Source organism: Neobacillus sp. NPDC093182 (assembly GCF_044754045.1).
The window spans coordinates 143,037-162,218 of record NZ_JBIVOI010000008.1 but is presented as its reverse complement, the minus strand read 5'-3'; the positions used below and the strand labels follow the sequence as shown (position 1 = coordinate 162,218).

Here is a 19,182-nt window from a genome sequence, read left to right as displayed (position 1 = left end):
CTGTTCCCAAATTGAGCCTATGCCTATCAAATTACGTGATTATTTGATAGGCATTTTTTGTTGGAAGGCAATTTCTATGCATTTCTGATCTTAAAGATTCTTGCAAATGACTGTTTCTATTACTTTAATACAAGAAATCAAAAGTCGACAAATTATGGTAACTTTAAAGTATAATGTGTAATGTAATATATACTAATATCGATGCTTACTTAAAGTATGATGTTTGTTTGGATGGAACAGTCATAAACATAATGAACATGATTATTGCACAATTCAGATATAGAAGAGCTATGAAAGGTAACGAAGATGAGTATAATAAAGGATTTTTTGCTGCAGCTTACGTTTATGCTAATACCCATATTTATTTACTATACATTTATTACTGAAAGGGTAAAGACTGATAAAAATAGAAAAGTAATAATGACCATGCTGTGGGGATTATCAATCATAGCTTGCATGTCCTTTCCAGTGGTTTTTGGTCAAAATGCTCGTTTGGAGTTAAGAATTATTCCTCTATTATTAGGAACGTTATATGGCGGATTTATGACAGGATTCTTCCTATCAGCACTTATCATCCTTTATCGACTTTATTTTGGATTCGATATAGGTTTTTATAATACAGTTCTTGTCTTAATGTTATCCCTGCCTGTTATACTGTATTTTCAAAAATCGTTTACCAGTTCGAAAAAAGATTTAAGGGTAAAAATTGCTGTGGGTCTTTCTTTGTACTATTGTCTTATTGGTATTACGTGGTTTGGTACGCTAAGAGGCTTTTCGATTGAAAGTCTCATCGTTCAGATTATTCATCTAATCTTTGCATTGGTAGTGACGTTTTGTTTCACTTTGTTAATTGAGACAATCAGGGAGATACATCAGCTGCGTTTAGAAATGCAAAACTCGGAAAAATTACGAGTGATAGGAGAGTTAACCAGTGTTTTCGCTCATGAAATTAGAAATCCAATGCAAGCGACTCGCGGCTTTCTGCAACTTCTAAACGAGCCTGATTTGCCTGATAAAAAGAAGGAATATATCCAAATATCCCTTGAAGAATTAGACCGTGCAAATGAAATTATTAATGATTTTTTATCGTTTGGAAAACCATCTATTGATGATAACGAAAGAATCAACGTATGTTTTCAAATCCAACGTGTAGTAAATATCATTCAAAGCTACACCTTGAACCGTAATGTTGAGATTAAGACTGAGATTCGAGATAACTGCTGGATCTATGCAAATCCTCAAAAATTGAACCAGTCTCTAATTAATATTTTGAAAAATGCGATAGAGTCGATGCCGAATGGTGGAATGGTTTGGATTACATGTACTCCAACGGATGACGGATATATAAAGATTATCATTAAGGACCAAGGTATCGGTATGACCAAAAAGCAAATGGATATGCTTGGTTCTCCGTACTATTCCTTAAAGGAAAGTGGGACAGGACTAGGAATGATGGTGAGTTTTCAAATTATCCGTTCTTTCAAAGGAAAAATACAAGTGAAAAGTGAAAAGGATATTGGGACAGAATTTATAATTCTGTTACCTCAAATAACCTAAAGAAATATTAAGTCTTTAACAAAAAGCTCACTATATCATGGTGAGTTTTTTGGTTTTGGTAAATCCTAAAAGTAGTATGATGTCTCCAGCCAGACTTGGAGAAAAAATTGTAATTTAAATATGAGAAGTAATATAGGTGAACCAATGAAATTAGCCATTTTCATCTTTTTATGCGTATTATTGCTAATCTTTACTGTTACTTATAAAAGGACCTTACATTTATTTGAAATTATTTTTATAGGGATGATGGTTTGGATCACCACTCATTCCGTTTCTTCCATACTGATTGAGAATTTAGAACTTATATCGATCTCCCAAGATTTAGAAGAATTTTGGCTGCATGTCCTAACAAGGCTAATACCACCATGGCGGTCCAACCTTATGATTTTTACAACTTAAGCGATTCGAAAAAATACGAACTATTTGACCTGATTTTATACGGTGTATATCCAATGTATGGCTATTTGTTTCTATATATATATGATGTTTTTAAACCTACCCATATAAAATTTTTATTATATATACTCACCTGGACCTTCTTTGCTGGCGCGTTTGAATATATTCTTAATAAAATTCATGTCTTTACGTATACGGGGTGGCATATCGTTTATTCCTTACCTGTCTATCTGGTTACCCTATGTCTTACATATATGTTCTATCGGTACCTAAACAATTACTTACTTAAGAACAAAGGTTAATCAAATTGATAGTTAAAATGAAATACCATTATAAAGGACTTGCATTAGGAACAAACTATACAAACGAGCTTTTTGGATTTAACAAGGGAGACCATCGATGTTAGATTCTGTTGAAATCATTTTTCGAACTTTTACTTCTTTTATTTTATTATGGGTATTTGTGCAGCTGCTCGGTAAACAGACAATTGCTCAGAGGACCTATCACCTTTATATCGCTTCTATTACAATGGGGACTATTGCAGGAAATCTAGCATTCAATATAAAAATTAAATTCCTGTATTTTATTATCGCCATTAGTATTATGGGTAGTATTGTGTTTATGCTGAATCTTGTTGCGGTTCGAAATCACCGCTTCCGAAAATGGATCGCTGGTGAACCCGCTACTTTAATTGAAAAGGGACAAATTCTCGAAGAGTCAATGGAACGCATGGGGTATTCATTAGATTCACTTAAACAGGCTTTGCGGGGAAAAGGTATCTTCAACATAGATGAGGTCGAGTGCGCTATTTTAGAGGTAAATGGCTCACTCTCTGTTTTAAAAAAACCACAATACCAAAATACCACAAAGCAGGATTTAAGTTTACGTCCGACTGCCGAAAATATACCGGTAGAACTGGTCTATGATGGGAACATCTTATACGAAAACTTAACCAAACATACCTACGATGAAGAATGGTTAATGGCTGAGCTTAAAAAAAGAAACCTAACTGTTCATGATATTTCGTATGCAGTCGTAGGGACAAAAGGAAATTTATATATTGATTTGTTTCATGATCAGATTGATTAATTTTGCTGGAGTTCTGTAAATAATAAGAGAGTTACACCTTATTTGAGGAGGTCTAGGATGCAACCGGATCAACAAGCTAAAAAAAGTATAGATTCTATTATGAAGCCAAATTTTGCCGGAACAGATCCGCAAAAGGTAAAACAACAAATTCAAAAAGATGTAAGCCAGGGACAAGGTGCAATGACTTCACGTGAGGCAGGAGGAATGCAAGATTAAAAAACCACGCAGAGTGGTTTTTTTCTCTTCGTTTATAAAAATTCTAAGAGTTTTCCTTTATGAAGGACAAATCTTTGAGTAGCTTTCTGAGATTTGTCCTTAAGACCTTATATGAAGGGCAAATCTTTCAGTATTCTTCTAGGATTTGTTCTTAAGCCCTCTTGTGAAGAACAAATCCTTTAATAGTCTTCTGTGCTTAAGTCATAAGTCATACAAAGAAGGCTGCCGCAAGATAGAAAACGATTGAAATGACTCCTCCTATGACGGAAACCTTCAATTTATATCGTGCATACTCGACGATCGGCAGGTCCATAATGGAAGCGGTCGTAATGGTGGTATCTCCTAAAGGTGAGGCCAAAGCCCCGAAGGCTCCACTAGCAAATACAGCACCTACGGTTAACGGGATAGATGCACCGGTCGATACCGCTAAACTAACACCTAATGGCATAAATAATCCCCATGTTCCCCACGAAGAACCAATAAAGTAGCCCACCACAGAGCCGAGAAGGAAGATGGTGGCTGGTGTTAACCAGGCTGGTAAAAATGCACCTAAGGTTGAACTTATAAAGTTAGAAAAACCCAGGTCCTCGGCTGAAAGAGTTAATGACCAAATCAGAACGAGCAGACTAATCGCCTCCATCATCTGATTCCCGCCATCATAAAAATGGTAAAGTAGCTCACTAAGATGCTGCCGTCTAATAATATAAAAAATAAATGATAAAATTAGTGTAATAAAAACGGCTAATAGCATGACAAAGGTGGCATCTGCGATAGAAAAGGCATCGAATACAGTTTTTGCTCCTTTACTTTTGCCGTCCTGCCACAACAAATATAGTGATAAACCTAATAGTAAAAAAACAGGAACAATCAAGTTCCAAGGCTGGGCTTTTACCATCGACAATTCTTTTTTTATGCCAATTCGGTGAAATTCATGTTCTTCTTCTTCCATCTGCTCTTGAACACCTTTTACATTCGAATCCTTCTTACCGAAATTCCAAAAGGTTTGGATTAATCCAATGATTAGCGTGGTAATCGCAAAAAAGTTAAACAGAATACTTAGTAGGAATACTTCATAGGGAGACATACCAAAATCCAAATCCCGAATACTGCCTTCGACCAAAGAAACCATAAACCCAACAAATGCAGTCGCGACTGGTAAAAGGACGATGACGGATTCCGTTGAAATGTCCATCGTCAGTCCGACTTTTTGCTTCGAGACATTCATTTTTTTCGCAAGAGATTTGACGACAGGTCCTATCATCATGATTCGAAACATCGGCATCATAAAGGTAAAAGGGAGGGTCAGCCAGATTAAGCCAAGCAGCCCGCGTTCATTCTTTATCTTCGTCCCAACCCATTCTGAAAAACCTTTAATCCCTCCAGAAATATTCATCATTCCCACGAGACCGCCAAACAAGTAGAGAAATCCGATAATTTTAATATTCGTCTCATCCGAAAGCGTGGTGACCATGTAGGAAACACTTTGAATCGTTCCATCTAATAAATCTGATGTGAAGATCAGAGAACCAACCACAAGGCCAACGACAAGACCAGGCAAGATATTTTTTAGCCAGATGGACATGGCAATAACAATGATAAACGGTAAAAGAGAAAGCCACGTATGTTCCAAAACATCTTCCTCCTTCTTGATATCGTCATTCTACATATTCATTTAGTGTTTCCATAAGATTGCAGATAAATTTTCCTTTTTTGAAAGAAATTTTGAAAAAAATGGAGGTAAAATATTTGATAAAGTGTGGTAGAGGAGATCAATCACGAAAAGTACTCCCATTAAGTGAAGAATTGCAGCTAATTTAATAGAAAAATTATACGAGAAAAAGACATATGAACTCCATATGTCATTTGTTTTTTGTCTGGGATTTGTAGAACAAGGATCTCCCAGATAGAAGAAAAAGGTGGTATTAATTGCCTACGATGTATAAAATATCTTATTTATTCAAAGCTTAAATATAAGTGACATTAGAAGTAGAGGTGAACGTACGATGGCATTATCAATAATTGTCTATTTAGCGTGGTTAGGTATTACCATATTTTATGCTATGAAGAAGCCATTTTCAAAAATTGAGATTTCTGCCATCATTTTTTTCATCTTTATTATTGATATAAACCGGAGTTGGATCACAAATAATGCACTTAAATATATTACATATTCCGAGGTTCCACTAAATTATATAGCATATATTATTCATCGTACTTTTATTACTCCATTGTTCATAGCAATTGGAATAAATAGTATTCCAAGAAACTCGACAGTGTTAAAGAAAACAACAGCAATCCTTATTTCTTCCTTTGTTTTAGTTTTAATTAAAATTGTTTTACTAAGTTTTGATGTTGTCCATTTCCATCAATGGAATTTGATTTATGATTATCTATACTATGTTTTATTACACTTGTTAGGATATTTTATTTTATATTGTTACAACTCATTTGTTTTAAAAGGAGCTAAAAATTAAATGATTTGGATCGACAACTTTAGCCTAAATGAGATATCGCTAATTATAATGAATGTTATCGGGTACGCGTTCATGATGTTCTTACCGAAAAAACTAAGTAGGGATGTAACTTTTATAAGTGTACTTGCTGGATTATCAACAGGTATGTTGTTTGATTTTACGCTTGGTGGAGGTCTGGTAGATTTTTATAAGCAAAATGATAGTAATCAATATGAATTATTTGATCTCTTCTATTATTCATTATTCGCACCGTTTGGTTATTTTTTTATGTATTTTTATCATGTGTTACGGATTAATAAAATAACATTTATCTTTTATATTACTGCTTGGTCTATTATTGGTATTACCGTTCAATGGATAGCTACTCTTCTGCATATCCTTACTTATCAAAATAACTATCAATTATCTTATTCTTTCCCTATATTCTTACTAATTCAAACTTTGACGGGGATCTTTTACGTTTTCATTACTAGTAATAATAAAAAATTGGTCTAAGGATATATTTTGTGAAGAATTGTCTTAAAGTAAGGGGGCAATTCGAATATATAGGTTTCAATCGTCAATCTTAAAGGGGATACACCATGGAAAAGTTTATACAAAACTTAGATTTGTCATCGAAAGGTTTATGGTTTCCAATTACCTTAGGTACCATCCTTTTGATCTACATATTTATTATGCCAAAACGATTAAATTGGAGAGAAATTTATTTTATCTTTGGTACAACTGGATATATAGCATTAACAATTGATGTGTTCCTTATGTTAAATTACTTGGATGTATTTGATTTAGGTCGTAATCCACAACAAGAAGGAATTGGTGATTTTACATGTTACGGTATCATTCCTTCATGTTTTGCCGTGATATTTCTTAACTATTTTAATCAGGAAAAGAAGTGGATATATGTTACCATCTTTACCATCTTGTCCACTTTATCTGAATGGCTGCTTGTTCAAGTTGGATATATGCAGTTAAAAGGCTGGCATACCTGGTGGTCGATACCTGTGTTTATTATCGTTTTTGGTTTTTGGTTACCTTGGCAATTAAGGTTATTACGAAAAGAGTCATAAATAAATAAGCTTGTTAAGGTTTCTATAAAGAGTTAAAGAATGGGTTGCTACTGCGGCAGCCTTTTCTTGCGTTCTAAAAGGAACTGGCTGAATGAGTTAAAGGCAATGGGGATTTCGATTTCAATAGATGATTTTGGAACAGGATATTCCTCCTTAAGTTATCTGAAAAAGTTACCCATTAATAATCTGAAAATTGACCGTTCCTTTGTAAAAGATATTACAAGCAATTCTGAAAATCGGGCAATTGTAAAAACCATTATTTCGATGGCTAATAATTTAAATCTTGAAGTTATTGCAGAAGGAGTGGAGACTGAAGAGGAGTTAAAATTCCTAAAATCAAATGGCTGTATGGTTGTACAGGGATATCTGTTCAGTCCTCCGATTTCAGGTGAAGAATTTGAAAGAACCTTCTTAGAGCAGCACAAAGAGCCTGCAAAAACATATCTTTAATAAGAAAGGGCGGACGGTATTTAAACTGTTCGCCCTTTCCATTTTCTAACCAAGATAATTAATGACCGTTTCCTCTTTATTTCCTAACCACAGGAATCCACATTTCACCAAACACTAAGCCATTACGCTGCCCCATCTCCACAGTTGTATTTGGTCCGCCAACATAGGCAAAATTCTTTGCTTCTGGCAAGACTTGACCAAAGGCAATACCAGTAAGCATATTATGCAGCTCATCAGCACTTTTTGCTTCCCCTTTAACCACTAGGTATTCGCCTTTAGGGAATTGGATCACTCTGGATGCTTCTGGTAATGATTTCTCTGTCATGACGCCGGCATAATGCATCATCTTGTTATTCACCGCTTCGTTCACGGCAAAAATATAGTCATTTGTGGCTGCGGATTTTAAAGTGTTAAGCGTTCCATCTTGTTTGACTGTCTGCCAAAAGTCTGACTTTTCCTTAATGATGCCAGCATAGTCTGTGTAATGACTCTTAAGCTCCGTTCCAAAACCTAAAACGGTAAAGCTGTCTTTTTCTTCTAGGATATAATCTGCCATATTCAAAACCTCTCTTTTTTTATTAATCAAATGACTTGTAATCTTCACTTGATAAATATATCATAGTCATAAATCATGTCAAAAAATGATACTGTTTAGGAGTCCTGATGAAAAAAGTTGAACGGATTAATATCATCATGAGGTATATCAACAACCGCTCCCACTTTACAATTTCTGAAATCATGCAAGAATTTAATATCTCTCGTTCGACAGCTATTAGAGATATCAGAGAAATCGAGTCAATGGGGATGCCGCTTGTTGCTGAGGTTGGAAGAGATGGGGGGTATTTTGTCATGCACAACTCTGTCCTGCCCGATGTTCGCTTTACAGATAATGAGGTCAAAGCTCTCTTTATTGCCTTTATGGCCACAAGAAATCAGCAGCTCCCTTATCTAAAGAGTCGTCAGTCTTTAGCTGAAAAGTTACTAGGCCTCATCTCAGAAAACCAGCAAGATGATCTTGTTCTTTTAAATCAAATTCTGCTATTTGAAGGGACCAACCCGAATAATCCTGACCTGCTCGATTTGTCAGACCTCCCCCATCCCATGTTAGAAAAACTGATCCAAATCCTTCTTTTGGATCGATATTTATTGATTACAATAAAAGAAGAGAAGGTAGTTAAGACTTATCCCATTTATCTATTACACCTTTATCGTGAAAAAAGCCTGTGGCTGATTGAAGGCTTTGACTTAAAAGAAGAAAAGAAGTTGATTTTTCATGTCGACAATCTCACCAATGTTAAATCTTACCCAACGAATAAAAGATTGAGTAAGAAAAAGATTTTAGAAAAACTAAGTAAGCAGGAGGAAGTAATCAACCTTTACCTTGAACTTGGTCCTAAAGCGATTGCCCAGTTTAAAAAATACCACCCTTTAAAATTATCCATTTCCTATACGAATCCTTACCAAGCCACAGCCATTTTAAAGACTTTTATCAATGTTTATAATCCCGAGGAATTGACGGAAATAACAAATTGGCTGCTTTTCCTAGGCGATGATATCAGGGTTAAGGAAATGCCAGAAGAAGTTTTAGAAGCTTTAAAAAACAGATTATACTTATTCTGCCCGTAAGCAGTATCTATAGTTTAAAGGAACTGTATTATAAACAAGAAAACCCGCTCCAAATATTCAGCGGGTTTTGCATTTTATATGCAAGTTAAAGTAGAAATATTGAATTATCGATCTAATTACTTCCTACCATATATCTCCGCGTTCTTGTTTCAAGGCCTTCATCTTTTCAACCCATTCATCGACGCGCTGCCGAATTTCCTTGCTTTTGGCATCGGCTTTTTCTCGATTTTCCTTTGCCATTGAAATATAGACTTCTTTTATGGCGTCACTTCGTTCCATTGCCCAATCTCTTAGTTCCGTTTGTTGTTCATCGGTAACCCAATTATTATCGGCCATTATGGTAATCGCATCGCTTAACCGATGTGACTCGCGTCTCCCAATGGTCCATAGCTGTAATGGATACTGTTCCCCCATTTTGTACTCATCACCCATCTCCCAGCCATCGGGTGCCATGGTAAAGGCCCAGGCAAGATCGAGTGTAGAGGGAAGCCATTCATATTGAATCGTGTTTTTCAATTCTTCTGGACTGTCAGCCTTAAAGTACTTACCGTTTCCTGCTTCGGCAACAGCTTTCAATTGATCTTCTGTATTGCCATCGACATCAAAGCCGATGATGTTAACGGTATTGCTGCTGTTTTTTGCAGCCAAGTCTCTGCTTGCCTGAATAGGGTCACCACTGCAGGTTTCAGCTCCGTCACTGACGATATAAATGGTGGTTCCTTCTAAATAATTACTGCTCATTTCAGTCGCTTTTTGAATGGCACCCGCTAGTGGTGTCCATCCTTTACTTTCAAATGAGTCAACTGCCGTCTGGAAATCTTGCTTTAAGTACTTACCCATTGGATAAAGCTCCTCAATCGCGGAGCACGATTCGAACATATCCTCATCACTTTCAGAGCCCTTATGGCCATACACGACGAGAGAAACCTCGCTTGATTGCCCGATGGTTTGCGCAAAGCTTTTAACAGCATCCTTGGCAATGTCCATCTTTACTCTGCCATCAGACTGCAGCAGCATGCTGGAGCTGGCATCGAATAAAATAATCGCCTTTTTGGTAGCGGCCACTTCCTCTTCACCCTCGGACCTTGTTGGATCCGGCAGGTATGGTTCTTCAAACTGTGGTTGATAAGCGTTGCTGCTTTCAATGACCTCCTTATAGTGAGGACTGGCAAGTAAGGCAACCAATCCTTTTTTTATTGTGTCCAGATCATCCGATTCTTTTGTCAATTGTTCTAGCTGTGATGGTAATTTGCTTTTAATATCAGGATCCAGTTCAGGAATATCGTTGCCAACTTCTTCAACATCTTCTTCATATGTTAGACCTGCCATCATAGTCCCAGGTGGTAGGATGGCCAGTGTTTCCTCGGATACTTCTAAATTTATTTTCTCTACTTCGTTTAACCTATTATCCTGCTTTTCTTCATCTTGCTTCACAGCAGGTTTGGTTGTCGCATTTTCTTTTTCATTACTGCATGCTGACAGGACAAACAAAATGAGCAGCAATAACAAAAAGCTATGTCGTTTCACACATATCCTCCTCTTGCTCGTACAAAAATTATGTATTTGTTAGCAATAAACATTTTTATAAAGTTTAACATGAAGATACTTCCTGTTAATGAGTCATTGGTAATAGTAAATTTACAGTAATTGAGAAGTGTTATAATCCTGGCATAAAAAGAATAGTGTGATATAATTACATGTGTTTTTTAAGAGTTTACCATCTACGATAAAACAGAAACTAGGTGAAAAAAAGATATGGAACGTGAAAATACAAAAGGCATTTACTATACTGCCGGTGCGTATATATTTTGGGGTGTTTTACCAATCTATTGGAAATTTATTGACCAAGTTTCCGCGCTTGAAATTTTAGCACACCGAGTCATTTGGTCGTTTATTTTCGTTTTACTAATAGTCGGCATCCTGAAGCGAAAACTATTAAAAAACTTTTTTCAAGTTCAAATGAAACAGAAAAAAACATGGCTTGGACTTTTCCTCGCTTCGCTATTAATTAGTATTAATTGGTTTGTTTATATATTTGCTGTCAATACAAACCACATCGTGGAGGCAAGCTTAGGCTATTTTATCAATCCGCTTGTCGCCGTTTTGTTAGGGGTTTTTGTATTAGGTGAAAAGATGAATGTATGGCAGGCAGTCTCATTTGTGGTGGCTGGTATCGGTGTCGTCTATATGACGCTATCGCTTGGAACTTTCCCATGGATTGCGCTGATATTAGCCTTGTCCTTTGGTTTTTATGGACTATCAAAAAAACTAATAAAAGTAGACTCGATTTTAGGCTTGCTGCTGGAAACGTTGTTTATTGTCCCGTTCGCTTTATTGTTTTTAGCTTATTTGGGTGTAAATGGTCAGCATAGCTTCGCAACGGGGTCTATAAAGAATGATTTATTTTTACTTGGATCAGGAATCGCTACAGCACTGCCGCTATTATGGTTTGGGATTGGAGCACAAAAGATTCCACTCTACCTAGTGGGCTTCTTACAATATATTGCTCCAACTATTAGTTTACTGCTTGGAGTCCTTATATACGGAGAGTCGTTCACGAGGGACCATGCTGTTACGTTTTCATGTATCTGGATCGCATTAGCAATCTTCAGCATCTCCAATATTCGTCAGATGATAAAGAAACGAAAAGTTTCAGCAATAGCAACAAATGCAAAGAGCGTTTAGAAATAGTATCCAACTCTAAAAGACTATTGAATTGTATTACAATTCAATAGTCTTTTTTTGTACATACTGGCTGCATGCTTTGAATAATTTCTTACTAGGTCACAGTGAAGGAAGTATTATCACCCCATTCGTGAATGAAAAAGTCCCTGTAGACGGGATGATTCTTCTTGCAGGCACAGCTGAACCTTTGGCAGAAACCATGACTTGGCAGCGTGAAGAAATGATAAAGGACGTTAGATCGGTAAAAGGGTTTCAAGGATGGTTAATTCGACTATTAAAAGTAGATGAAAAAATCACAAAAATGAATGACGACTTAACAAACGCCGTGCTAGGCTCGGATGAGCGGGTTATCAAGCACAAAGGGAAAAAGTTAACGCGAAATGGAATCGAGAGCATTTGCAATTTGACGTATCAAAACCGTTACAAAAAGTAACTTGTCCTGTTCTGGCGATTACGGGTACAAAGGATGTAAACGTAAAGGTTAGTGATTTAGAAAAAATCAAGGCACTTGTTCAAAGTGAATGTGAAACGCATATCATTCAAGATATGACTCATATGCTTCGAAAAACAGATGTTGAACACAGCTTCAGCAAAATCGTGAATAATAATAAAAAATCACTTAGACATCCTATTGATTCTGAATTAAAAGATATAATTACTACATGGTTACGTAACTGGAAAAATAGACAAATCAAAACCGAAAAGGCAGAGATGTTGGTTAAATAAAATGTCTGATACAAGAGTAGGGACTTCAATCCTTACTCATTTTTTTTGCCTCTGGCCGTAATGATTTTCTAAATTGTTTCGATTATGGCCTAAGTGTATACTTACTAAATGAACCTTTTTCAATCATAGGGGGAACACGGATGGAATTTAAACCAAAGGCGATTTTTTTAGACATGGATGGAACGATTTTAAATCATCAAAATCAGGTAAGTATACATACAAAGGTTGTCATCGATCAATTACGTAATCAGGGAATTTATGTTTTTATTGCTACGGGCAGAGCATTCGATGAAATAGAGGGAATTGTACCAGCAGGTTTTCAAGTAGATGGAGTCGTAACTTCTAATGGAATGGCTGGATATGTTGGCAGTGAGATGATCTTTAAGCATTCCCTCCCGCTTAACCTGGTGGGGGAAGTAATTAAAAGAGCAAGGGAAAACAAAGTCTATTATGAACTATTTCCATATGGATCGGACCGTATCACATTAAAACAGGATCAAGGATATGTTGAAAATGAAATAACAGAACCAAAGCCGGAAAGTGTCGGCATCAACGAGTGGCTTTCCCGTAAAGAGGCAATTAAAGAGAAAATTAAGTGGGTAGATGAAATTGGTGGAAATGAATTTTCTAAATTCTATTTCTTTGCTAAATCGAAGGAACATATCAATCGCTGGAAAGAAGAACTAGAACAATTAAAGAAAGAAATAGACTTTACCACTTCGATTTCGTCTAATCATAACGTCGAGGTTATGGTAGCAAACGTGAATAAGGCAACAGGGATTCAACAAATGTTAAAACACTTTGATTTGCCAGTGACAGAAACAATGGCAATAGGCGATAGTGACAATGACCTGCCAATGCTACGACTCGTTCATTTTTCGGTAGCCATGAAAAATGCTCCTGATCGCATTAAAGAAATTGCCGATGATGTTACAGAGTTCACTTGTGATGAAGATGGGGTTTCCTTTTTCCTAAAATCACGGTTTTTGTCTGAAAAATAAAACAAATCAATGGTGACAACCATCTCAAATGCTGGAGGGAATCCAGTGAAATTAAGCGTTCTCTACCAATTAGTGATCATTGGTAATAGAAAAGAGCAGGAACCTTTTAGTGAGGTATCCTGCTCTTATTTGTTAAACGAAAATTTCGTTCTTTCTTTATCTTTTATAAAGAGTTATGCCGGTATTTAAGGTAGCTCAGTTTCAGGTTTCACCCAAAGCTGAGACCAGCTCTCTATTTCTCGCAAGACTGGTTCTAGTGAACGACCTTTTTCCGTTAATGAATACTCAATTATCACTGGTGTTTCGGGTATAACCTCACGTTTTACTACTCCTTGGTGTTCTAAATCCTTTAAACGATCAGATAATACTTTTCCACTTATGCCAATAGCAGACTGGATCTCAGAAAACCGCTGCGAACCAGATAATAGCTGATAAATAACTAATGCACTCCATCTTTGACTAAGTAGGGAGATGGCTTTTTCAAATTTTGGACATATAGTAGGTTGTTTCATACTACATTACACCTCTCTTATTTGTAGTATACCACAAAATGTCATTCATTTACAAAAGTAAATCTAGTTACTTGACAATATGTAATAACATTAATATACTTACTTACATAAAGTAACTAACTTCTATTTGTTTGCAGCTGACAAATTATCACAAGAAAAATGACTCTAGGAGGGTTTTTATGGGATTTCATACTAAACCAACTACATTTGTGGGGCATGTCAAAATTAAGGTAGAAAATTTACAGCGTTCATTAAATTTTTATCAAGATGTTCTAGGTTTCGATATTTTAGAGCAAACAAATTCTACAGTAAAACTAACAAGTAATGGAAAAACAAGCATTTTATCACTTGAAAAACCTGACAATGTCATTCCGAAACAGGGAAAAACAACAGGATTATATCATTTCGCTATCCTGCTGCCAGAAAGATCGGACTTAGCTAAAATTGTGATTCACTTGGTGAACAAGGGGATAAAATTTGGCTCTTCAGATCACCTTGTAAGTGAGGCATTGTATTTAAATGATCTAGATGGAAACGGTATTGAGATTTATATCGATCGGAATCCTTCTGAATGGAGCTGGAAAGGCCAAGAAGTGGCGATGACGGTAGACCCACTAAATTTTGAAAATCTTATAACTACTGTTAAACCATGTGAAAAGTGGCTGGGAATGCCAGTAGAAACGGTAATGGGGCATATTCATTTACATGTTTCTGAATTAAAGAAGACAGAAGAATTTTATGTAAAAGGACTTGGATTTGATGTGGTCAATCGATATGGCGGGCAGGCGCTATTCCTTTCCGCTGGAAAGTACCACCATCATATTGGGGTCAATACATGGAATGGGATAGGGGCACCAACTCCTTCCTTAAATAGTGTAGGTTTAGAATCTTTTACACTCATTTTGCCTAATGAAGAAGCACGTAACAAATGCGTATCTAATTTGAAAGAGATTGGTGCAGCTGTGATAGAAGTAAACCATTCTTTTATAACTCATGACCCTTCAGGAAACCAAGTCGAGTTAGCAGTTTAAGATAAGGAGGACTCCGAATGTCTACTAGTAATCATAACGGCATTGAAATAGGAATCTATACACTTGCTGATATCGGTCCGGATCCCTTGACGAACAAAACGATAACACCCAAGCAAAGAATGAATGAAATGATTCAAGCAGCAAAGCTTGCGGATGAAGCGGGTCTAGATGTTTTTGGGGTAGGGGAACATCATCGTTTGGATTATGCTTCTTCTTCTCCTGCAGTTATTTTAGCTGCTATTGCACAAGCAACAAATCGAATGAAACTAACTAGTACTACAAGTGTGTTAAGTACACTTGACCCAGTTCGCTTGTTCGAGGATTTTGCCACATTGGATTTGCTTTCAGATGGTCGTGCTGAAATCTTGGCTGGCCGAGGAGCATTTATCGAATCATTCCCGCTTTTTGGATACAGTACCAACGACTATGATGAGCTTTTTACAGAACATATGGAATTGCTCTTGCAGCTAAATAGAAATGAAAGAGTCACTTGGTCGGGTGATTTTCGTTCACCCTTAAGGAATGCAGAAATTTCACCACGACCTATACAAGAGCAAATACCCATTTGGATTGGTGTTGGCGGGACGCCTGATAGTGCTGTCCGTGCTGGGGAATTTGGGGTTGGTATGGCGCTGGCCATATTAGGAGGAGATCCATTGCGTTTCAAACCGCTTGTGGATCTCTACCGTAAAGCGGGAATGGAAGCAGGGCATTCACCTGATGTTTTAAAAGTGGGTGTAACAGGCCATGCTTTCATTGCTGAAACGACTCAGCAAGCGAAAGACGAGTTCTTCCCTTATTATTCAAATTATTGGTCCTATGTGAATCGCCAAAGAGGGATGGGATCAAGGATGTCAAGGGACGATTTCGAGCATATGGCAAGTCCTAATACTGCTTTGTTCGTAGGAAGTCCGCAGCAAATTGTGGAGAAGGTTCTTCATCAGCATGAGCTTTTTGGTCATAAACGTTTTCTAGCTCAAGTCGATATAGGCGGGTTACCTTTTAATAAAGTAGCGAAAAACATTGAATTATTAGCTACTGAGGTTGCCCCAGTGATTAAAAAGGCAACGAGTATATAAATAATTATTGGAGGAAATCACAATGAAAATAGCAATTGTTGGAGCAAGTGGAAAAGCAGGAAGTCTGATATTGAAAGAAGTAGTAAGCAGAGGGCATAACGTAACAGCGATTGTAAGAAATGCTTCTAAAATTCAAGAAAAAAATGCAGCAGTCATTGAGAAAGATGTATTCGAATTAACAACTGATGATTTAACAGCGTTTGATGTTGTTGTAAATGCCTTTGGAGCTCCGCTTGGAGAGGAACAAGCTCATGTGGATGCGGGTCATGCGTTAATCGAAGTGTTAAAAGGAACAAAAACAAGATTATTGGTTGTCGGAGGAGCTGGAAGTCTTTTTGTCGACGAGAACAAAACAGTAAGATTGATTGATACTCCTGAATTTCCGGATTTCGTTAAACCAACGGCTAACGGTCAAGGAAGAAACTTACAAGAATTACAGGATACCACTGACTTAACATGGACATTTGTAAGTCCTTCGGCAGTATTTGATGCGGAAGGAAAAAGAACAGGATCCTATCAGTCAGGGAAAGATCACCTTCTTGTAAATTCCACAGGGGAAAGTTATATCAGCTATGCGGATTTTGCCATTGCGGTAGTAGATGAAATTGAAAATCCAAATCATCTTAATGAAAGATTTACAGTTGTCGGCGAGAAAGAATAATCTAAAAGAGTCCTGAGACTATAAAGTGTCTTGGGACTCTTTGGCTATTTTATTTTCCTTCATCTTCACGATCCATTTGGTCTAAACGAGATCTTCCTTCACGTTCAAGCTGGTCATTCAATGCTTGCCAGGATTTCTCTACTTCCCGCTCATGTTGAATTTTGGAATAAATCATATCAAAAAGAATGGTTACTACAGCACTTATTATCATTGCCCAAACGTATATCATCGCTGTTAATTCCTCTCAGGTGTATTATATCTTACTAGATTTTATCATAGGTTCAGGCTTTAGTAGATTGTTATTTTATAATGGAGGAATTTTACAAACGTGTTAGCACAGGGTGCTCCAGAGTCTAGTGGTGTTGGCGACGGAGTGTTGTTCAATGATGGAATAGGCTGCATTGGTAATGGCTTGTGCTAATGTTTCACCTTTCGCACGAATGTTATTGAAACTGACTTCAGATTCTCCAGCTGTAGAAAAAGTAAACCCGAATTCCTCCAGCCTTTTAACGATCAACATCGCATGTTCAAGGTTATGCTCAGGTTGAAATTCCGAATCATGAATGAAAACACCCTTTTCATAATCAAACCAACGATCCCACCGATTTAACTTCCAACCTAGAATTCTCCGTGCAATTGAATCTGTTTTGTTCATCTGCATTACCTCTTTTCTAAATGTTATATAACAGTTTTATTATTATTAGTTATTATATAACACAACGAATAAAAATGACCATCATTTTTTAAAAAAATCGGATATTTTTCTAAGAATTATTTTTTACGAGAGTAAGAGTGGATATCTATTGGTTTAAGCGAAAGTTGAAAGATAACAACATTAATGTTGAAATATTTGTCTACTATTGTAAAATTAAGAATAGTTCAAAAATCTATTAACAAAATACATATTAAAATCTTTTGCTTCTTGGAGGGATGGATTTGTCTAAAGTTAAAAGTGCAATCATTGTTGGAGGAGGCATTGGAGGGCTCACGACTGCTCTTCGGCTTCACCGCGTTGGCGTGTCAGTGCGAGTTTTTGAGAGTGTGGAGAATATTACTGCCCTCGGAGTAGGGATTAATCTTCTGCCTCATGCTGTTAAAGTTTTGACGGAATTGGGTTTGGCAGATGAACTCAGTAAAACAGGTTTACCTACAGCAGAACTCATCTATGTAAATAAATTCGGAAAGAATATCTGGCAGGAACCGAGGGGAGTAGACGCGGGATACCAGTGGCCACAATACTCGATACATCGAGGACGTCTGCAAATGCTGCTGCTAAACGCTGTTAAAAAACAGGTGGGAGAAAATGCTGTATATACTGGACATCATTTAAAATCTTTTCAAATGATGGGAGGCAAAGTAACAGCACAGTTTGAAAATCGAAAAACAGGGGAAAAGTTAGGTTCATATAGCGCAGATATTTTGATTGCCGCCGATGGCATCCATTCAACGGTAAGGAAATTCTACTATCCAGATGAAGGATTACCGAAGTTCAGCGGCCGGATTTTATGGCGTGGTCTGACCGAGTCTGCTCCATTTTTAAAAGGCAGATCTATGATTATGGCAGGTTACCAAGACCAAAAATTTGTTGCTTACCCGGTGTGTCCTGATACTGCTGCAAAAGGGTGTTCTCTCGTCAACTGGATTGCGGAGCTGTCAGTTTCTGATGAAATGCCATCATTTGCGGATTGGAATAAGAAAATCGACAAAGAGAAATTTGCACCTGCTTTTTCATCGTGGGAATTTGGCTGGCTGAATGTGCCTAAATTAATTGAGGAGACCGAAACTGTTTTTGAATTCCCGATGGTCGACCGTGATCCGCTGCCTCAATGGTCGTTTGACCGGGTAACATTACTTGGAGATGCAGCCCACCCCATGTATCCAATTGGATCAAATGGTGCTTCGCAGGCAATTCTCGATGCAGATGCTTTGGGACAAGCCATCCTGGGGCAGCCGGATGCCGAAATGGCATTGCAAGCTTATGAAGACGCGAGATTAGAACCTACATCCAAGATTGTTTTCGCAAATCGAAAAAATGGGCCAGAAGAGGTTATGCAAATTGTAGAAGAACGTGCTCCGAATGGTTTCGTAAATCTACACGATGTTATTGCCCAGCGTGAATTAGAAGAAATAGCGAATAAGTACAAGCAAATTGCTGGTTTTGACAAAGATATTCTCAACCGAAAAGTTGGTGTTCAATAATGGTAGAACATATTGTCTTACTAAAATTTTCACCTAAAACTACCAAGGAACAAAAGGAAGAACTAATTCGCAGGACCTTACAGTTAAAAAATGTGATTCCAGGTATTATGGACATCCAACAGGGCTTTAATTTTTCAAACAAAAGTCAAGGGTATGAAATCGGATTAACGGTAAGATTTGAGGACAAAGCTTCATTGGACAACTATGGTCCCCATCCGGCACATAAGGAGATTGTCACCTTTTTGAAGGAGATAGGCATGGAGGATAGTATCATCGTGGACTTTTATCTCAATTAATTTTTTATGGTTATAGACTTTATTCCTTAATCGCGTTTAAGTGGTTGTGTAAACATTAGTAAATGGAACAAAAAGGGCTTCCTTTGGAAAGCCCTTTTACATTTTGTTTTTTTAAAA

At 37.1% G+C, this 19,182-nt stretch carries 24 protein-coding genes; 18 read left to right on the top strand and 6 right to left on the bottom strand.

Annotation, left to right across the window (positions count from 1 at the left end; translation table 11 throughout):
- Positions 1-306 precede the first annotated feature (306 nt).
- The 4 genes from ACIQAA_RS16040 (at position 307) to ACIQAA_RS16025 (ending at position 3,258) form a co-directional block, all read left to right on the top strand.
- Complete coding sequence (locus ACIQAA_RS16040) at positions 307-1,557, top strand: ATP-binding protein (protein ID WP_402621392.1); 1,251 nt, start codon at positions 307-309, stop codon at positions 1,555-1,557.
- A 144-nt stretch (positions 1,558-1,701) separates the two neighbouring features.
- Positions 1,702-1,956, top strand: coding sequence for a hypothetical protein (locus ACIQAA_RS16035; RefSeq protein WP_402621390.1), 255 nt, complete (start codon positions 1,702-1,704; stop codon positions 1,954-1,956).
- A 396-nt stretch (positions 1,957-2,352) separates the two neighbouring features.
- Positions 2,353-3,042, top strand: a complete 690-nt coding sequence (locus tag ACIQAA_RS16030; protein WP_402621388.1) for a DUF421 domain-containing protein — start codon at positions 2,353-2,355, stop codon at positions 3,040-3,042.
- A gap of 57 nt (positions 3,043-3,099) precedes the next feature.
- Entirely contained in the window at positions 3,100-3,258 is a 159-nt protein-coding gene (locus tag ACIQAA_RS16025) for a hypothetical protein (protein ID WP_402621386.1), read from the top strand.
- A gap of 208 nt (positions 3,259-3,466) precedes the next feature.
- Here the strand turns inward: ACIQAA_RS16025 and ACIQAA_RS16020 are convergent, their stop codons facing one another.
- Positions 3,467-4,888: a Na+/H+ antiporter NhaC family protein gene (locus ACIQAA_RS16020; RefSeq protein ID WP_402621384.1), complete on the bottom strand. Its 1,422-nt coding sequence runs from the start codon at positions 4,886-4,888 to the stop codon at positions 3,467-3,469.
- 373 nt (positions 4,889-5,261) lie between these two features.
- Between ACIQAA_RS16020 and ACIQAA_RS16015 the strand changes: the two genes are divergently transcribed.
- From ACIQAA_RS16015 to ACIQAA_RS16000, 4 genes are all read left to right on the top strand, one after another.
- Positions 5,262-5,732, top strand: a complete 471-nt coding sequence (locus ACIQAA_RS16015; protein ID WP_402621382.1) for a hypothetical protein — start codon at positions 5,262-5,264, stop codon at positions 5,730-5,732.
- A complete protein-coding gene (locus ACIQAA_RS16010; protein ID WP_402621381.1) occupies positions 5,733-6,227 on the top strand; it encodes a hypothetical protein in 495 nt (164 codons plus the stop codon).
- Positions 6,228-6,313: 86 nt separating this feature from the next.
- A complete protein-coding gene (locus tag ACIQAA_RS16005) occupies positions 6,314-6,799 on the top strand; it encodes a hypothetical protein (RefSeq protein WP_402621379.1) in 486 nt (161 codons plus the stop codon).
- A 66-nt stretch (positions 6,800-6,865) separates the two neighbouring features.
- Positions 6,866-7,249, top strand: coding sequence for an EAL domain-containing protein (locus ACIQAA_RS16000; RefSeq protein ID WP_402621377.1), 384 nt, complete (start codon positions 6,866-6,868; stop codon positions 7,247-7,249).
- 76 nt (positions 7,250-7,325) lie between these two features.
- On the opposite strand, the gene ACIQAA_RS15995 is transcribed toward ACIQAA_RS16000, so the two are convergent.
- Entirely contained in the window at positions 7,326-7,805 is a 480-nt protein-coding gene (locus ACIQAA_RS15995) for a GyrI-like domain-containing protein (RefSeq protein ID WP_402621376.1), read from the bottom strand.
- 107 nt (positions 7,806-7,912) lie between these two features.
- Between ACIQAA_RS15995 and ACIQAA_RS15990 the strand changes: the two genes are divergently transcribed.
- Positions 7,913-8,875 carry a helix-turn-helix transcriptional regulator gene (locus ACIQAA_RS15990; RefSeq protein ID WP_402621374.1) on the top strand — a complete coding sequence of 321 codons (963 nt, stop codon included), beginning with the start codon at positions 7,913-7,915 and terminating at the stop codon, positions 8,873-8,875.
- Between the two features lie 123 nt (positions 8,876-8,998).
- Here ACIQAA_RS15990 and ACIQAA_RS15985 read toward each other — a convergent pair whose 3' ends face one another.
- The gene (locus ACIQAA_RS15985; protein ID WP_402621373.1) at positions 8,999-10,402 is read right to left on the bottom strand and encodes a vWA domain-containing protein; all 1,404 of its coding nucleotides are present in this window, start codon (positions 10,400-10,402) and stop codon (positions 8,999-9,001) included.
- 228 nt (positions 10,403-10,630) lie between these two features.
- Between ACIQAA_RS15985 and rarD the strand changes: the two genes are divergently transcribed.
- From rarD to ACIQAA_RS15965, 4 genes are all read left to right on the top strand, one after another.
- Positions 10,631-11,560, top strand: coding sequence for an EamA family transporter RarD (rarD, locus tag ACIQAA_RS15980; protein ID WP_402621371.1), 930 nt, complete (start codon positions 10,631-10,633; stop codon positions 11,558-11,560).
- Between the two features lie 79 nt (positions 11,561-11,639).
- Entirely contained in the window at positions 11,640-11,993 is a 354-nt protein-coding gene (locus ACIQAA_RS15975; RefSeq protein ID WP_402621369.1) for a hypothetical protein, read from the top strand.
- Complete coding sequence (locus ACIQAA_RS15970; protein WP_402621367.1) at positions 11,957-12,286, top strand: alpha/beta fold hydrolase; 330 nt, start codon at positions 11,957-11,959, stop codon at positions 12,284-12,286. Before ACIQAA_RS15975 ends, ACIQAA_RS15970 begins: the two co-directional genes overlap by 37 nt.
- A gap of 140 nt (positions 12,287-12,426) precedes the next feature.
- Entirely contained in the window at positions 12,427-13,287 is an 861-nt protein-coding gene (locus ACIQAA_RS15965; protein ID WP_402621365.1) for an HAD family hydrolase, read from the top strand.
- Between the two features lie 185 nt (positions 13,288-13,472).
- On the opposite strand, the gene ACIQAA_RS15960 is transcribed toward ACIQAA_RS15965, so the two are convergent.
- Complete coding sequence (locus ACIQAA_RS15960; RefSeq protein WP_402621363.1) at positions 13,473-13,799, bottom strand: winged helix-turn-helix transcriptional regulator; 327 nt, start codon at positions 13,797-13,799, stop codon at positions 13,473-13,475.
- Between the two features lie 179 nt (positions 13,800-13,978).
- Here ACIQAA_RS15960 and ACIQAA_RS15955 point away from each other — a divergent pair, with 179 nt between their 5' ends.
- Genes ACIQAA_RS15955 through ACIQAA_RS15945 form a run of 3 tightly spaced genes read left to right on the top strand, consistent with a single transcriptional unit; the run spans position 13,979 to position 16,570 of the window.
- Positions 13,979-14,830 (top strand): VOC family protein, encoded by an 852-nt coding sequence (locus ACIQAA_RS15955; protein ID WP_402621361.1) that lies wholly within the window; start codon positions 13,979-13,981, stop codon positions 14,828-14,830.
- Positions 14,831-14,847: 17 nt separating this feature from the next.
- Positions 14,848-15,909: an LLM class flavin-dependent oxidoreductase gene (locus ACIQAA_RS15950; RefSeq protein WP_402621359.1), complete on the top strand. Its 1,062-nt coding sequence runs from the start codon at positions 14,848-14,850 to the stop codon at positions 15,907-15,909.
- 22 nt (positions 15,910-15,931) lie between these two features.
- Positions 15,932-16,570: an NAD(P)-dependent oxidoreductase gene (locus ACIQAA_RS15945; RefSeq protein WP_402621358.1), complete on the top strand. Its 639-nt coding sequence runs from the start codon at positions 15,932-15,934 to the stop codon at positions 16,568-16,570.
- Positions 16,571-16,619: 49 nt separating this feature from the next.
- On the opposite strand, the gene ACIQAA_RS15940 is transcribed toward ACIQAA_RS15945, so the two are convergent.
- Entirely contained in the window at positions 16,620-16,799 is a 180-nt protein-coding gene (locus tag ACIQAA_RS15940) for a hypothetical protein (protein WP_402621357.1), read from the bottom strand.
- 102 nt (positions 16,800-16,901) lie between these two features.
- Positions 16,902-17,225: a BC1872 family protein gene (locus ACIQAA_RS15935; RefSeq protein ID WP_402621356.1), complete on the bottom strand. Its 324-nt coding sequence runs from the start codon at positions 17,223-17,225 to the stop codon at positions 16,902-16,904.
- Positions 17,226-17,500: 275 nt separating this feature from the next.
- On the opposite strand from ACIQAA_RS15935, the gene ACIQAA_RS15930 reads away from it, so the two are divergent.
- Together ACIQAA_RS15930 and ACIQAA_RS15925 are read left to right on the top strand one after the other, a co-directional pair.
- Positions 17,501-18,769, top strand: coding sequence for a flavin-dependent oxidoreductase (locus tag ACIQAA_RS15930; protein WP_402621354.1), 1,269 nt, complete (start codon positions 17,501-17,503; stop codon positions 18,767-18,769).
- Positions 18,769-19,065 (top strand): Dabb family protein, encoded by a 297-nt coding sequence (locus ACIQAA_RS15925; protein WP_402621352.1) that lies wholly within the window; start codon positions 18,769-18,771, stop codon positions 19,063-19,065. Before ACIQAA_RS15930 ends, ACIQAA_RS15925 begins: the two co-directional genes overlap by 1 nt.
- The last annotated feature ends 117 nt before the right edge of the window (positions 19,066-19,182 follow it).